This window comes from Maritalea myrionectae (assembly GCF_003433515.1).
In the GTDB taxonomy this organism is placed as follows: Bacteria; Pseudomonadota; Alphaproteobacteria; order Rhizobiales; family Devosiaceae; genus Maritalea; species Maritalea myrionectae.
Map to the genome: position 1 here is coordinate 1,164,103 of NZ_CP021330.1, position 14,245 is coordinate 1,178,347.

A 14,245-nucleotide genomic window follows, 5' to 3' on the forward strand; every position below is an offset into this window, starting at 1 on the left:
TTACGCCTCAAAACGCAATGATTTGCGGTCGCGCCGCGCCTGTAACCAGCTCATAAAACTGGTGGAGAGCTTGCGCCAGATTTTGTGGGCCGTGCCCGGATTGTGGATGCGCTCGGCTTTATAGAATGAAGGGCAGAGAATGGCCGCATCGGCCACTTCTCCGCAATTGCCACAGCCAACGCAGGATTGATCAATATGGGCGACCGGATCATCGCGCAGCGGATCATCAAGTTTTTTCACGGTGAGCGATGGGCAGCCGGACAAGCGCATACAGGCATGGTCGCCGGTGCAAATGTCCTCATCGATGCCGAATTTTGGCTGGGTGATGGTTTGCCCTTCGGCAATCGCCTTTGCTTTCAGTGGACGCTCGCGCCGTTGGCGGTTGAGCATACATTCGGAGGAGGCGACGATGACCTTGGGACCCGTCTCATCGGTGGTGAGCGCCTCTTTCAGGGTCTCGCGCATTTTGCCCACATCATAAGTATTGTCGATTTCGCGCACCCACTTCACGCCCATGCCTTTGACGGCTTTGCCGATGGGGTTGTTGGTGTTGCGGGATTTGTTGTTGGCGCGGGACGACAAAATATCCTGTCCGCCAGTGGCGGCGGAATAGTAGTTGTCGACGATCACCGTCACGCCATCATGCTCGTTAAATGAGGCATTGCCAATGGAGGAGGTGAGGCCATTGTGCCAAAAGCCACCATCACCGACAAAGCTGATCGAACGGCGTGCGCCCTTGGCATTGAGTGCCGAGGATGAGGCGGGGCCGAGGCCGTAACCCATAGTGGTGCCGCCAATTTCGAACGGCGGCATGATGGAAAAGAGGTGGCAGCCAATATCTGAAGAGATGTGATGTGGGCCGAGTTCTTCTTCCACCAGCTTGGTGGCCGCAAAAATGGGACGCTCGGGACAGCCCGTGCAAAAGCCCGGCGGGCGTGCAGGCACCGTATCGTCCAGTTCCGGCTGCGGTAGGAGTTGTGGCTCGTTCGGTGCACGGTCCTGATCAGTGGCCAGATGCGGGGCGTGGCTGGTGATAAAGCTGCGCAGGCCGTCTAACATCACTTGGCCCGTCAACTCACCGGCCAGCGGCAGCACGCCTTTGCCTGCCAAATCGGTATTGATTTTGTGTTTGAACAACAGGGCCGCAACGGCTTCTTCAAGGCAGGCCGGTTGGCCTTCTTCCACCATCATCACCGCCTTTTTGTCGGCGCAGAAGTCCACCACTTCGTCCGGCACCAGCGGGTAGGTGACATTCATCACATAAAGCGGCACTTTGCTGTCGCCGTAAAGATCGGCCAGCCCCATGCGCTGCAAGGCCCGCATTACATTGTTATACATGCCGCCCTGCATGATAATGCCGATATCGCCCTGGTCGGGGCCGAAATGCTCGTTGAGTTTGTGCTTTTGAATATAGTGAATGGCGGCGGGCAGGCGCTGCTCCACCTTTTCCTTCTCATGCAGATAGGATGCAGGGGGCAGCACGATCCGGTCGGTTTTGCGCTTTGGGTTTTCCAACGCATCGCGCACGGTGAAGGGCGGCGGCACATTGTCTTTGGTGTCAAAATGCCCATGCACATGGCAGGCGCGAATGCGCACTTCCAGCATCACCGGGGTGTTGCTGGCCTCGGATAGGGCAAAGCCATGGCCCACCGCATCAACAATTGACGGCAGGTTGGGGCGCGGGTCGAGCAGCCAGATTTGACTTTTTTGCGCAAAGGGATGGCTACGCTCCTGCATGATGGAGGAGCCTTCGCCGTAATCCTCACCAACAATGATCAGCGCGCCACCCGTAACACCGCCAGAGGCGAGATTAGCCAAGGCGTCGGACGCCACATTGGTACCGACGGTAGATTTAAACGTCACCGCGCCGCGAATGGGATAATGCACCGAGGCGGCAAGCATGGCGGCGGCAGTGGCTTCAGAAGCACTGGCCTCAAACCGTACGCCGAGTTCACTGAGCAATTCTTCAGCGTCCGCAAACACATCCATCAAATGGCTGATGGGCGCACCTTGATAGCCGCCCACATAGCCGACGCCATTTTCCAGCAGCGCTTTGGTGATCGCCAAGATGCCTTCGCCGCGAAATGTGTCACCATCGCCAAGGCGCAGTTTTTCAACCTCTTTGGCGAAGCTCCGTTCAGCCATGGCTTTTCACATTCAGTTTCGGCGCTTTTTCGGGGAATAGCCCGGCGCGGAAGCGTTGCAGCACAAATTGCAGGAAAAGCCCGATCAGCAACATCCGAATATAGGAGGAGCGGGTGGCCCAATCTGGCGGCAATTGCTGGGTGATGATTTCTGTCATCGACCAGATGGCCCAAATGATCAACGCCCCTGCAACAGCGCCCTTATTGTTGCCGCTGCCGCCTGCGATCAGCATCACCCACGCCAGGAAGGTGATGAGCAGAGGCTCGGTGGCGTCCGGGCTGAAGAATTTGAAATAGTGGGCACTCAATGCCCCGGCCACGCCCATAAAGATCGCGCCGATCACAAAGCTCTGGGTGCGGAAGGATTGCACATCCTTGCCCACAGATTCTGCCGCGGCTTCATTGTCGCGGATAGCGCGCATGACGCGGCCCCAGGGGCTTTTATAAAGGCGATGGGCGACCCAGAAGGTGATGGCGACAATGATCCACACAAAGACGAAGAACACCATTTCGCTTTCGCGCCCGGTGAAGAACTCTTCCAGTGGGCGCGGAATGCGCGACACGCCGAGGCTGCCATTGGTGAGCCATTCTTCATTGATCACGGCCAGCCGGATGATCTCGGCAATGCCGATGGAGGCCATGGCCAGATAATCCGCTTTCAAGCGCACACAGATGCGGGCGATGGCCCAACCGACAATGCCGGATAGGGTGCCCGCGACCACAAGGCCGACCACGATGGGCAGGTCAAACCCGCCCACATGGTTAGGGGTATTGGCTGAGGTGATGATGGCGGCTGAATAGGCGCCCACCGCGTAAAAGCCTGCAATGCCCGCATTGAAGAGGCCGCCAAAGCCCCATTGCATATTGAGGGCAAGGCAGATCACCGAATAAATGCCGCCCATGATCAAAAAGGAGATCAGGTAAAATAGAATACCACTGAGTTCCATTAGAGGAGCCTCCCTTTAAACAGGCCGCGTGGGCGGAAAATCAGGATCAGCAACATGATCACAAAAGCGATGGCGCTTTTATAGCTAGGTGAAATCAGACTCTCGCCAAAGAAGGGGAAGGTGCAGATTTCTTCTGCGATGCCGATGATCAAGCCACCTGCAATCGCGCCCAGCGGCTTTCCAATGCCACCCAACAGGGCGGCGGCGAACATGGGCAGCAACAGGTTCCAGCCCATCATGGTGTGCACGTCGGTATCGAGACCGACAAACACCCCGGCGATGGCGGCAAGGCCTGCGCCGATAATCCATGTCCAGCGGATGGTTTTTTCCGGATCAAGCCCGGCCACGCTGGCCAGCGCTGGATCGTCTGACACCGCGCGCATGGTTTTGCCCATTTGCGTATGGTGCAAGAACCAGTGCAGGCCCAACGTGATCGCTGCGGTGGCGAGAATGATTTGAATGTGGCGGGTGGCGATGCGCAAGCTATCGAACAGCACAATCGGCTTTTGGAACCCGACGGAATAGACCTGGCTTTCCGTGCCCCAAAAAAGCTGCACCACAGAGCGGAAGATCAGCGCCACGCCGAACGAGGCGATCACCGTGTAAATGGTGGGCAATTGCCGCAGGGGTTTATAAAAGGCACGGTCTGCGAACAGAGCCACAAGGCAGGTGAGAGCAACCGCGATGGGAATGGCGGCGAGGGCCGGAATGCCCAGAAGCCAGACGGCGGAAAGCCCGAAATACGCCCCCACAGTCATCAAGTCGCCATGGGCAAAATGGGCGAAGCGTAAAATGCCGAAAATCATCGACACGCCAACCGCGCCCAGCGCATAGATGGCGCCAAGGGTGATGCCGGGGACCAAATAGAAATTGATAAAATCCATCATTTTGGTGCCCCTCCACCTAAGAATGATTTGCGCACTTCGTCGTTTTTCAGCAGCTCAGCGCCCGTGCCCTCATAGGCGTTTTTGCCATTGACCAGCACATAGGCATAATCCGCAATGCGCAGCGCCTGTTTGGCATTCTGCTCCACCATCAAGATGGAGACGCCGCTATCGCGCACCTGCAAAAGCAGGTCGAAGATGACTTCGAGATAGGCAGGCGACAGGCCTGCGGTGGGTTCATCTAAAAGGATCAAATGTGGGTCACTCATCAAAGCGCGACCTACGGCCACCATTTGCCGTTGCCCGCCGGAGAGTTCGCCCGCTTGCTGGCGCAGCTTGTCCTTCAGGTCTGGGAACAGGGTCAAGATTTTGGCCTTGGTCGCTGCCTTGTCCTTTGGGGGCGCGGCAAATGTGCCCACGTCGAGGTTCTCTTCCACCGTGAGGGTGGGGAACACATTGTGGGATTGCGGCACCGCTGAAATACCCATAGGCACCAGTTCTGACGTTTTGGCGTCAAAAATGGAGCGGCTTTCAAACACAATATCGCCAGACATGCGTTTATTGAGGCCGAATATCGACTTGAGCAACGTGGATTTGCCGGCGCCGTTGGGGCCGACGATCACCACAATTTGTCCGTCATCCACTTTGGCGTGCATGTCTTCAATGATCGGCAATTTGCCATAGCCCGCCGTCAAATTTTGCACATCAAGAATTTTATAACTCATATGGCTTCCTGATATTTGCCGCCGCCAAAATAGGCTTCGATCACACGTTCATCGCGGCTGACTTCTTCCACCGTGCCGGTGGTCAGCAGAGTGCCTTGTGCCATCACAATCACGGTGTCGCAAAGGCGGGAAACATAGTCCAAATCATGCTCAATCAAGCAGATGGTGTAACCTTGCTCTTTGTTGAGCTGGATGATCTTTTCCGCGATTTTGCCCAGAAGGGTGCGGTTGACGCCCGCGCCGATTTCGTCGAGCAGGATGATTTTGGGGTGCTGCATCAGCGCACGACCCAGTTCCAGCAGCTTTTTCTGACCGCCGGACAAATCGCCCGCCAATTGGTCTTTCAGCTGTTCAATTTCCAAAAAGCGCAGGGTTTCCATGGCGCGATCATAGGCGGCCTGTTCCTGCAGTTTGCATTGGCCGGGGCGGAAAATGGCGTTGAGCATGTTTTCGCCCAGCTCGTTCTTCGCCGCCACCATCAAATTTTCGACCACCGTCATGCGGTGAAATTCATGTGCAAGCTGAAAGGTGCGGGCAATGCCCATGGCCTGGCGCTTGTGGGCGGGCAGGGCGGTGATGTCCTCACCTTCCAGCAGCACCCGACCGGAGGTGGGGCGCAAATGCCCGGCAATGACGTTGAAGGCGGTGGTTTTGCCTGCGCCATTGGGGCCGATCAAGCCGGTGATCTTGCCGGTTGGGATTTCAAAGCTGCAGCGATCAACCGCGGCAACGCCGCCAAAGCGCATGGTGATATTTTCAAAAGCGATCATGGAGTTGTCCTGACCTTAGTGTGCTCGCGGCAGAGGGGGCCGCGAGCACCAAAGCGTTTGACTATTCAAAGATTGCGACTTGCTTGTAGCTGTCGCCATCCACTACGAATTTGCCGATAAAGCCGGCAACGTCGCCGTTTTCGTCAAATTCATGGCTGCCCGCGGCGCCTTCATAGTTGATGTCTTTGCCTTCAGCCAAAAGCTTCACAGCTTTTTTCCATTCGCCTGGGCCTACGATTTCGCCCGGCGCGTTGGCCACAAAGCGCAGCGCGTCTTTAATGGCGGTGCGGTCTGTTGTGCCTGCTTTTTCAATTGCCAAAGCGATCAGCATGGTGGCGTCATAGGATTGGTCAACAAATGGCTTGTCTGAGCCTTCGCCATACACTTCATCAAAGCGCGTGTGTAGCGCTTCGCCCGCAGGATTTTCTGCTGGTGATGTTGGTGCTGAGAAGAATGAAGTGGCCAAGGCTTCTGGGCCAACTTGTTCGATCAACAAATCGTCGCGCAGACCATCTGTGCCGATAAAGCGGTCAAACAGGCCAGCTTCAAGCGATTGCTTGACGATTTTCGCGCCACTGCCGCCCGCATAGGCAATCAAAACGAGTGCTTGTGGGTCGCCATTGGCCAGGGTGGCCAGCTCGCCGCGATAAGAGTTTTTCTTATCTTCGTGCTTTTCATAGCCTGTGATGGTGCCGCCCAGCTTTTCAAAGTTCTCTTTGAAGGTGCCGGCAATGCCCACGCCATAGTCATTGTTTACATAGGCCACAGCAACGCGGTCGATGCCTTCGTCCAGCACAATTTTGGCGAGCACTTCGCCCTGATAGTTGTCGCTGGGGACAATCCGATAAAGGAAATCGCCATCATCCATGTCGGTCATAGATGGTGAGGTGGCGGTTGGTGAAACTTGCAACACACCATTTGGAATGGTCACAGCGTTGGCTGCGGCGATGGTGGCGCCTGAAGATAGGGCACCCATCACGGCCGCCACATTTTCGAGGTTCACCAGCTTGGTGGCCGCATCAACTGATGGTTGGGCCGCCGCCTGACCGTCAGCAACGACCAGTTCAAAATTGCCGCCGCCCAATATGCCGCCGCCTGCATTCACATCGGCTTCGGCCAGTTTGGCTGCGTTCAAAATAGGTGGAATAAAGTTAGCCAGCGGGCCAGTGATGCCCATAATGGTGCCAACTTTTACGTCTTCAGCCGCGGCAAAGCCTGCCTGAGCTGCAAGTAGAGCCGATAAAGCAACGGCCAAAATTGGTTTTTTCAATGTTCTTCTCCCTTTTGATGCTCTCCATAAATCCTGCGCTTTATTCTTTTTATTGCAGCGCGCGCGGATTAAACGGAGACATTTGCGTATTTCGGATCCCGCCAGATCTCCTCTTTGAGGATTTTTTGAAGCCGACCTACCGCCTCCGCGATTTGCGCGTGGGTAAGTGAGGCCGGGCTCAAACCAAATCGAATGGCGTCAGGCTTGCGGAAGGATGAGACGACTTTCGCGTCAATCAATGCTTCCACCACATGGCCCGCGCCGGGGGCCTTAAAGGTTACGTGACCGCCCCGTTGATCGTAATTGAGGGGTGAGGCAATTTCGACACCAAGGTCACCACAGGATTGCTGCAGGGCGTCGATAAAGAAATTGCTCAGGCTTTCATGCCGCGCCCAAATGTCTTTGGGAGCATATTTTTGATAAATCTGGGCAGCACAATGGGCGATCTGATTGGCGCCCACCATCGGCGTTCCAGATATGAAACGTTTGATGCTGCCATGTGGCTCATAATCGCCCGCAAAAGCGTAAATATCAGCATGTCCCATCCAGCCACAAACAGGTGGCCAAGCCTTTTCGCTCAGGTCTGGCCGCACATAGATAAAGGCAGGGCCGCCGGGACCGGTGCTGAGATATTTGTAGCCGCAGCCGACAATGTAATCTGCATTGCTTTCGCGCGCCAAAACGGGCACGGCACCTGCGGAATGGGACACGTCCCACACTGTAAGGACGCCAAGGGCCTGCGCGGCCTTGTTGAACTTGTCCATGTCCCAGCGTTGGCCAGACTTATAGCCGACATGGCTAAAGGTGCACACCGCTACGTCATCCGAAAGCGCAGCAAGCGCCTCTTCTTCGGTTTCCACATAGCGCACTTCAAGGTTTGGATTGGCGCGCTCAAAGCCTTGCACCACATGAATGTCGGTGGGGAAATTGTCCTTTTGCGTCAGGATGATGGTGCGGTCCTGATTGATCGCCAGGGCGTGGCCGATCGCTTTATATAGATTGATGGTAGTGTTGTCGCAAACGACCGTTGTGCCTTTTTCTGCGCCAATCATGGGCGACAATTGGTCACCGAGAATGGCGGGCATGTCCACCCAGTCGCGCTCTGCCCACCCGCGCCGACGCAGGGCAATCCAATCGTCAATTAACGCATTGGCAGCATTGCGGGCCGTTTTGGGTACGGGGCCGACAGAATTTGAGTCAAAGAATATCCAGCCCTCGGCCTGCTCATATTCTTCAACAATTTGCGCGATTGGATCTTTGCTGTCCAATTCTGATGCGCGTTGTGTCAATTCAGACAAATCTTGCATTTCTCTCTCGCTCCCCTTGTCTAAAAAAGTTTCATACTTGAAATAACCTGTCAACTGAATTTCACATATGGAGCAAAGAATTTTAAACATAAAATACATATTGTTTGGAAATAATGTTTTATTTCAATATGTTATATATTGACAGATTGTCGCATATGAATGTGAACAACGTGAATTCGCCAATTTTGCTGTTGCAATTGCAAAATCTTTCAAATATGAAATGTATTGAACGAGCAGGGTGAGTGGCGGCTTGAATTGCGGCTGCTCAGGAGGAAGAGGCGCATATGCGAGGCGATAAATCTGTCCGACTGGCGGTAGATATTGGCGGCACCTTTACTGATGTGGTGCTGGAGTTGGGCGATGTGCGCCATAGCGCCAAAGTGCTGACCAATGTGCAAAATCCTGAATTGGGCCTGTTGGATGGTGTGCGCTTGGTGCTGGAAGAGGCACAGGTCGATCCCGCTGATATTGACGTCTTTGTGCATGGCACAACCCTGGCGACGAACGCGCTGATTGAACGCAAAGTGGCGAAAACGGCGCTGATCACCACCAAAGGCTTCGAAGATGTGTTGGAGTTGGGCTACGAAAAGCGCTTTGACCATTATGATTTGATGATCGATATGCCACCCGCCATTGTGCCTGCCGCACTGCGTTTCGGGGTAGCCGAACGGTTGGCGCAAGATGGCGATGTGTTGGCGGCGCTCGATGAAGACGAATTGGTCAAAATCTGCGCTGAACTGCGTGCTGGGAAGGTTGAGGCGGTGGCCATCGGCTTCTTGCACGCCTATGCCCATAGCGAACATGAAAAGCGGGCGCGGGACATTGTACGGCGCGAGCTGGGAGAGCGGGTGACCATTTGTGTCTCCCATGAAGTTTGCCCGGAAATTCGCGAATATGAGCGCTTTTCAACCACATGTGCCAATGCGTCTGTGCGGCCGCTGATCGAAGGCTATCTCACGCGGTTGGCGAAAGAGCTTTCTGAGCTTGGCATTGATGCGCCATTATTTTTGATGATGTCCGGCGGTGGTCTCACCACGCTGGAGAGTGCTGCACGGTTCCCCATTCGGTTGGTGGAATCCGGCCCGGCAGGTGGGGCGATTTTGGCCAGCCATATCGCCAAGCAATGTGATTTGGACAATGTACTCTCCTTCGACATGGGCGGCACCACGGCCAAGATTTGCTTGATTGCTGGCGCGGTGCCCGAGCGGGCGCGGCATTTCGAAATTGCCCGCACCTATCGCGACACAAAAGGGTCCGGCTGGCCCGTGCGTATCCCGGTGATTGAAATGGTGGAGATCGGTGCAGGTGGTGGGTCCATCGCGCGGATCGATGCCATGCAGCGCATCAAGGTCGGGCCGGATAGCGCAGGGTCTGAACCCGGTCCGGTTAGCTATGGCCGTGGCGGTGAATTGGCGACGGTCACCGATGCCAATTTGGTGCTTGGTAAAATTGATCCGGCCTATTTCGCTGGCGGCAAGCTGCCGCTATATCCGGATGCAGCGCGGGACGCGTTGGGCCAGCAAATTGGTGCACCATTGGGGTTGGATGAATTTTGGCCCGCTGCTGGCGTGGTGGAAATTGTCGAAGAAAATATGGCCAATGCGGCGCGGGTGCACGCCATTGAGCGGGGTCGCGACATTGCCGCCAGCACCATGATTGCCTTTGGCGGCGGGGCACCGCTGCACCTTTGCCGCCTGGCGGAGAAGCTGTCGATCAACAAAATGATTGTGCCTGCTGGGGCCGGGGTTGGCTCTGCTATTGGCTTCTTGCGGGCACCGATTTCCTATGAAGTGACGCGCAGCTTCCCGATGGCGTTGGACCATCCGGACATGAAACGCGCCAATGAGATGCTTGAAGATATGGCGCGCGAGGCGGGCGATATTGTGCGCCCGGCCGCTGGTGACCGTGAGGCGCAGGTGCAGCGTGTGGTAGATATTCGCTATCAAGGGCAGGGGCACGAGCTTCAAGTTGTGTTGCCTGAAGGCACGCTAGACGCTGCGGATGCACAGTGGATTCACGATCAGTTCGAAACGCAATATCGTGCCATTTACGGCGTGACCTTGGACAATGTGCCAAGCGAAATCGTCACCTGGTCTGTGACTGTATTGTGCGAAATTGACGATGGGGTATCGCCCACCTTCGGAGAAGGTGCAGCGACTGAGATTGCACCGCGCAGCCATCGCGAATTGTTTGACGGGGCGCAGGGGGCGATGTTGGAAACACCTGTATTCTGGCGGTTTGACTTGCCCGTTGGTGCGAAGATTTCCGGTCCTGCCATCATCGCAGAGCATGAAACGTCGACTATTGTCACGTCGCAATTTAATGCGGAGATTGACGCCCATAGCTACATCATTTTGACCCGCAAGGAGGCTGTCTAATGCGCCAGAACGCTCATGACGCTATTCGCACCCAAGTGATGTGGAACCGCCTGATTTCCGTGGTGGAAGAACAGGCGCAATCCCTGCTGCGCACGGCCTTTGGTGCGGTGGCGCGGGAGGCGGGCGATCTGTCTGCCGGGGTCTATGATTTGAATGGGGCGATGTTGGCGCAAGCGGTGACGGGCACACCTGGGCATGTGAACACCATGGCCAATGCGGTCGTGCATTTCTTAGAACGCTATCCTGTGGAAACGCTAAAGCCCGGCGATGTGTTGGTGAGCAACGACCCATGGATGGGCACCGGGCATTTGTTTGACTTTGTGGTGGTCACACCTGCTTTTTACAACGGCAAAGCGATCGGGCTTTTCGCCTCGACCTGCCATGTGATTGATGTGGGTGGTGTCGGGTTCTCTGCGGATGCGACGTCGATTTATGAAGAGGGCACTTTGGTGCCGCATATGTATTTGCGCCGCGAAGGGCAGCTCAATGAAGATTTGCTCAGCGTGATCTTGGCCAATACCCGCAATCCGGTGGAAGTGCGCGGCGATTTGATGTCGCTGATCAGCGCCAATGATACGGGCGTTAATCGACTGGTTGAGATGATGGAAGAATTTCAGATCGATGGATTGGATGATTTGGCGGCACATATTTTGGAGACCTCCAAAGCCGCGACGCAAAAGGCGATCCGTGAAGTGCCGGATGGTGTCTATCATTATGATTTGCCATTGGATGGGTATGAAAGCCCGATCACCATCAAAACCGAATTGCGGGTAGAGGGTGACCAGATCACCATTGATCTGTCGGGCAGTTCGCCTGCGTCTAATTATGGGATCAACTCGCCACGCACCTATAGCCAAGCCTATGTGGTGTTTGGGCTGAAAGCGGTGATCGCGCCTGATGTGCCGAACAATGCTGGCTCACTGGGCTGTTTTGATCTTATTAGCGAACCGGGGACTTGCGTCGATCCGGTATCTCCCAGCCCGGTTACGGCCCGTCATGTGATCGGCCAAATGCTGCCTGATGCGGTGTTTGGTTGTCTCGCGCAGGCGCTGCCGAACCGGGTTCAGGCGGAAAGCGCGGGCAGCATTTGGGTGTTGGCAATGGCGTCTGCTCATGGCCATGCACTGCCGAGTGAATTGAAGGACACAAGCCGCTTTAATGTGATGAATGTGGCCATCGGCGGCATTGGTGGACGGCCCGGCAAGGATGGGCTGAACGCGATGGCGTTTCCGTCGGGCGTGGGGTCTATTCCGGTGGAGATCACCGAAAGCCAGTGCCCCTTGTGGTTCAAGCGCAAACGGATTTTGCGCGACAGTGGCGGCAAGGGCAAATATCGCGGCGGCCATGGGCAAGTGATTGAAGTGGCGAACCGCGAGGCGGCACCTTTCACCATTTCTGCGGCTACATTTGATCGGCTGAACAACGCGGCAGCGGGGCGCGAAGGCGGCGAGCCCGGCGCGTTGGGCAAAGCCTATTTGGGCACAGGGCCAGCTTTGAAAGGCAAAGGCATTCATCTGGTTCCCGCAGGCGACAGCCTGGTGGTAGAATTGCCCGGCGGTGGCGGATTCGGCCACCCGGACGTAAAGGAGCAAAAGAATGGCGACTGACCCATCACGCAGGCCAAATTTTGAGGATTTGAAAGTCGGCGCGCAGGTGAAAGCCTTCCGCAAAGCCAAGAAATATTCGCTGAGTGAGCTGGCGCGCATCACCAGCATTTCCGAGGCGACATTGTCGCGGGTGGAAAATGAGCAAACGCCAGTGAGTGCGCACAATCTTTATATTCTTAGTCAGGCGCTAGATGTAGATATCACGGCCTTTTTTGAAGCGGCGGCCCAGCCGATGCGGACCGGTGTGCGGTCGATTTCGCGGGCCGGGGAGCAGCCGCCTATCGAGACCGCGCGTTATGTGGCGGAAGTGCTGTCCACCGATCTGGCCAACAAGAAGATGCATCCGGCGGTGAATACGGTCACCAAACGTTCGCTTGAAGAAGCGGGCGGTTTGGCCAGCCATGCGGGCGAAGAGTTTTTATATGTGCTTGAAGGGCAGTTGATCCTTTATACGGATTTTTATTCCCCCACTTTGCTCAATCAAGGCGACAGCATTTATTTTGATGGCAGCATGGCCCATGCCTATGTGGCGGGGGGCGATGGCCCGGCAAAGATTTTGGTGGTGACCAATATTGATGGCAAATCAGAAGGCTTTATCAATGAGCATTCTTGATAGCCATATCACCTCCATCGTGATTGATGCGCCCCACGACAAGGTGGTGGATTTTGTCGCCTCGCCGCAAAATCTGGACCAGTGGACCTTTGGCACTTGGGAAATTGAAACGCTTGGCGATGGCGTGACAAAAGGCAAAAGCCTTTTTGATGGTGGTGAAATCTACGTCAAGGTGGGCTATGAGCCCGCGTTTCACATGGTGCATTATTTGCTATCTGCCACCGAAGCTGGGCCTTTTACAGCCCGGATCAGTGCGCGCATTTTGCCCGGCCCGACCATGGGCCTTGGCGCTGACCAGAGCGTTTTCTCGCTGATGGTGTGGCGACAGGCCGATATGGACGATTTCCGCTGGCACAAGCTCAAAACATGCCATGAGACCGAGGTGATGCTGGTCAAAGCGCGCCTTGAACATCAATAGGGAGGAGATGGTCATGGATCCGCAAAATGCTGAGTTGAATACAAATCCGGATTTGGTGCGGGGCGCAGAAATTGTGTTGCCGACCAATGATTTGAAACAGGATTTGCCGTTTTACCTGAAACGGCTGGGCTTTCGTTTGGATAAGATTTTTCCGGCAGATGACCCCAGCGTGGCCGTGATCTCTGGCCATGGCGTCTCTATCCGGTTGGATCGTGATGCGACCAGCACGGTGCATAGTTTGCGCCTGAATTGCGATGATCCAGATAAGTTTGCCGGTGGGCAAACCAAGCTGACTGCACCAAATGGTACTCAGATTGAAATTATCGATGCCAACCCGCCTTTGGTGCAGCCCGAAACACAGCATAGTTTTTTGGTGCGGCGCTTGAAGGATAGTGACAGCTGGGTGATAGGCCGCGCGGGCATGCGCTATCGCGATTTGATCCCGGATCGGTTGGGCGGCTCCATCATTGCCTCACACATCCGCATTCCCGATGGTGGGCCGGTACCGGATATGGTTCATTATCACACGGTCGGTTTTCAGTTGATCTTTTGCTATCGCGGCTGGGTCGATGTGCTTTACGAGGATCAGGGGGACAAAATTCACCTGACTGCAGGCGATTGCGTGATCCAACCACCAGAAATCCGCCACCGCGTGATGGAAGCATCGGACAATGTGGAAGTGGTGGAAATCGGCGTGCCTGCCGACCATGTGACCACCATCGACCACGAAATGACCTTGCCCAATGGCAAAGGCGACCCGGATCGGGAATGGCAGGGCACCAAATTTGTCTATGACAAAGTGGCCGAAGCCACTTGGAAGCCGTGGCGCATTCCTGGGTTTGAAGCGCGGGATACGGGCATTGGCGCGGCGACTAAAGGCGTGGCCGGTGTGCAAGTGGCGCGGCCCATCAAAGGCGAAGTGGCACCGCGCACCAGCCACAATACCGATATTCTGTTCACCTTCGTCAAAGAAGGCAGCATGACCCTGATGGTGGATGGCGAAGAGCCTTATGATCTGGTGGCGGGCGACGCATTTGTGGTGCCGCCCTTTATGAAAGCGGCCTATCGCAATTGTTCTGACGATTGTGAGCTGTTGGAAATCACGTTGCCATCAGACTTTGAAACGGAAGTGGCGGCAGATTAAGAGTTGAGCGCATGCTGAACTTTCAGCAGCATGTTGGC

The 14,245-nt window shown here is 55.5% G+C and carries 12 protein-coding genes; 5 read left to right on the forward strand and 7 right to left on the reverse strand.

Going from position 1 to position 14,245, the window contains the following annotated elements:
• The 7 genes from MXMO3_RS05650 to MXMO3_RS05680 all read right to left on the reverse strand — a co-directional run bounded on the left by MXMO3_RS05650 (position 1) and on the right by MXMO3_RS05680 (position 8,047).
• A complete protein-coding gene (locus MXMO3_RS05650) occupies positions 1-2,145 on the reverse strand; it encodes a thiamine pyrophosphate-dependent enzyme (RefSeq protein WP_117395229.1) in 2,145 nt (714 codons plus the stop codon).
• Positions 2,138-3,091 carry a branched-chain amino acid ABC transporter permease gene (locus MXMO3_RS05655; RefSeq protein WP_027834684.1) on the reverse strand — a complete coding sequence of 318 codons (954 nt, stop codon included), beginning with the start codon at positions 3,089-3,091 and terminating at the stop codon, positions 2,138-2,140. Before MXMO3_RS05655 ends, MXMO3_RS05650 begins: the two co-directional genes overlap by 8 nt.
• Positions 3,091-3,978: a branched-chain amino acid ABC transporter permease gene (locus MXMO3_RS05660; protein ID WP_117395230.1), complete on the reverse strand. Its 888-nt coding sequence runs from the start codon at positions 3,976-3,978 to the stop codon at positions 3,091-3,093. The genes MXMO3_RS05655 and MXMO3_RS05660 overlap by 1 nt, the downstream gene beginning before the upstream one ends.
• Complete coding sequence (locus MXMO3_RS05665; protein WP_027834682.1) at positions 3,975-4,700, reverse strand: ABC transporter ATP-binding protein; 726 nt, start codon at positions 4,698-4,700, stop codon at positions 3,975-3,977. The genes MXMO3_RS05660 and MXMO3_RS05665 overlap by 4 nt, the downstream gene beginning before the upstream one ends.
• Positions 4,697-5,470, reverse strand: a complete 774-nt coding sequence (locus MXMO3_RS05670; protein ID WP_117395231.1) for an ABC transporter ATP-binding protein — start codon at positions 5,468-5,470, stop codon at positions 4,697-4,699. The genes MXMO3_RS05665 and MXMO3_RS05670 overlap by 4 nt, the downstream gene beginning before the upstream one ends.
• A 61-nt stretch (positions 5,471-5,531) precedes the next feature.
• Positions 5,532-6,740 (reverse strand): ABC transporter substrate-binding protein, encoded by a 1,209-nt coding sequence (locus tag MXMO3_RS05675; RefSeq protein ID WP_245985809.1) that lies wholly within the window; start codon positions 6,738-6,740, stop codon positions 5,532-5,534.
• A 68-nt stretch (positions 6,741-6,808) separates the two neighbouring features.
• Positions 6,809-8,047, reverse strand: coding sequence for an aminotransferase class V-fold PLP-dependent enzyme (locus MXMO3_RS05680; protein ID WP_162889141.1), 1,239 nt, complete (start codon positions 8,045-8,047; stop codon positions 6,809-6,811).
• Between the two features lie 284 nt (positions 8,048-8,331).
• Here MXMO3_RS05680 and MXMO3_RS05685 point away from each other — a divergent pair, with 284 nt between their 5' ends.
• From MXMO3_RS05685 to MXMO3_RS05705, 5 genes are read left to right on the forward strand one after another with little or no spacing between them, the layout of a single operon-like run.
• Positions 8,332-10,425 carry a hydantoinase/oxoprolinase family protein gene (locus MXMO3_RS05685; protein ID WP_117395233.1) on the forward strand — a complete coding sequence of 698 codons (2,094 nt, stop codon included), beginning with the start codon at positions 8,332-8,334 and terminating at the stop codon, positions 10,423-10,425.
• Entirely contained in the window at positions 10,425-12,032 is a 1,608-nt protein-coding gene (locus MXMO3_RS05690; RefSeq protein ID WP_117395234.1) for a hydantoinase B/oxoprolinase family protein, read from the forward strand. Before MXMO3_RS05685 ends, MXMO3_RS05690 begins: the two co-directional genes overlap by 1 nt.
• The gene (locus MXMO3_RS05695; protein ID WP_051213563.1) at positions 12,022-12,645 is read left to right on the forward strand and encodes a helix-turn-helix domain-containing protein; all 624 of its coding nucleotides are present in this window, start codon (positions 12,022-12,024) and stop codon (positions 12,643-12,645) included. Before MXMO3_RS05690 ends, MXMO3_RS05695 begins: the two co-directional genes overlap by 11 nt.
• Positions 12,632-13,063 (forward strand): SRPBCC family protein, encoded by a 432-nt coding sequence (locus MXMO3_RS05700; RefSeq protein ID WP_117395235.1) that lies wholly within the window; start codon positions 12,632-12,634, stop codon positions 13,061-13,063. The genes MXMO3_RS05695 and MXMO3_RS05700 overlap by 14 nt, the downstream gene beginning before the upstream one ends.
• 13 nt (positions 13,064-13,076) lie before the next feature.
• The gene (locus MXMO3_RS05705) at positions 13,077-14,207 is read left to right on the forward strand and encodes a cupin domain-containing protein (RefSeq protein ID WP_117396723.1); all 1,131 of its coding nucleotides are present in this window, start codon (positions 13,077-13,079) and stop codon (positions 14,205-14,207) included.
• Positions 14,208-14,245 lie beyond the last annotated feature (38 nt).